General features: G+C 71.3%; 1 protein-coding gene. It reads left to right on the top strand.

The features are described 5' to 3' along the window. Positions 1-209: 209 nt before the first annotated feature. Positions 210-1124 (top strand): hypothetical protein (locus tag ACFWI9_RS34655; RefSeq protein WP_387169365.1); only part of this gene is annotated, 915 nt, incomplete at its 3' end.

Here is a 1124-nt window from a genome sequence, read left to right as displayed (position 1 = left end):
CCCATCTCGTTTGTGTTCCACAAACCTCCTCGGGCCCCCCCCCCGCCCCGCCGGCCCCCGTTGCGGGGGCCCGGGCCGGGGGGGGGGCCCCCGACGAGGCAATCGGCCGGGTCCGCTACCTCAACAACCCCGCCTACCGGCCCCCGCTGGAGAGCGCGGAGGTCATTCTGGAGGGTCAGCCGGGACGTATCTTCGTCGGCGGCATCCTCGTGTCCACCGACGCACGGCTCGCGGCCAGCTACGACCTGCCCCTGGCCACCGCCAAGGGCGAGCAGAACCGCGACCGTACGATCGTCGACGGAGCCGGGCTGGAAACCCACATCCGCAGCGCCCTCGCGAACAGCACCGACCCCGCCGTCATCGCACGGTTCGTCGACCGCGCCCTGAACGGCCCCCGCCTGTCGTCCGCCGAGACCTACTTCGACTCCGTCACCGACTTCGACGTCCGCCTCGCCTTCCGCAACCATGCGCGAACCCTGTGGGACGACGCCGAGGTCTACTACAACGCTGCGGGCTCCCCGATCGAGGACGAACTACATCTTCAGGGCCGTGGTGCCACGTGCGTCACGAGCAGGCTGAGCCGCCACCTGCACGCCATCCTGATGGGCCTGCTCGGCGTCCGGCCCGTTCGTGCGGCCGTGGCCCACCAGGAGCGCCAGCGCCCCACGACGCAGTGGGTCCGAACAGCCGACGTCTCGGCCGAGCGCCGCCGCACGCTGGACATCGCCTGCGCGGTCTTCCGCAGCGTCTTCGGCCTGGAATCCCTCGGGAAGGTCAGGGTCTACCAGGAGGACGATCTCCCGTCGTACTACTGCACCACCGGCATCTACCTGCCCGCCACCGATGTGACGGGCGTCAAGGAGAGCACCCTGGACGACCTGGACACGACGCTGCGCACCGTGTTCCACGAAGGCGGCCACCGGCGGGCAGCCAGGGAGGGCAGTCAGAGTGCCGACCGCAGCGAGGGCTTCGAGCTGGCCATGGACGCCCTGGGAGGCGGCCTCCTGCGCCTCCTCCTGGCACCCGCGCCCCGGAGCCTCCCCCTCCTCGACACGGAGGCGTGGCACGGGGTACCGCTGCCGACCGGCGGCTACCTGGCCGACGGCTCGGATCTTCAGGACTCC

Origin of the sequence: Streptomyces sp. NPDC127084 (assembly GCF_042724175.1) — a bacterium.
In the GTDB taxonomy this organism is placed as follows: Bacteria; Actinomycetota; Actinomycetes; order Streptomycetales; family Streptomycetaceae; genus Streptomyces.
Note: the sequence above shows the minus strand (reverse complement) of the source record. Positions and strands in the feature narration are given on the sequence as shown.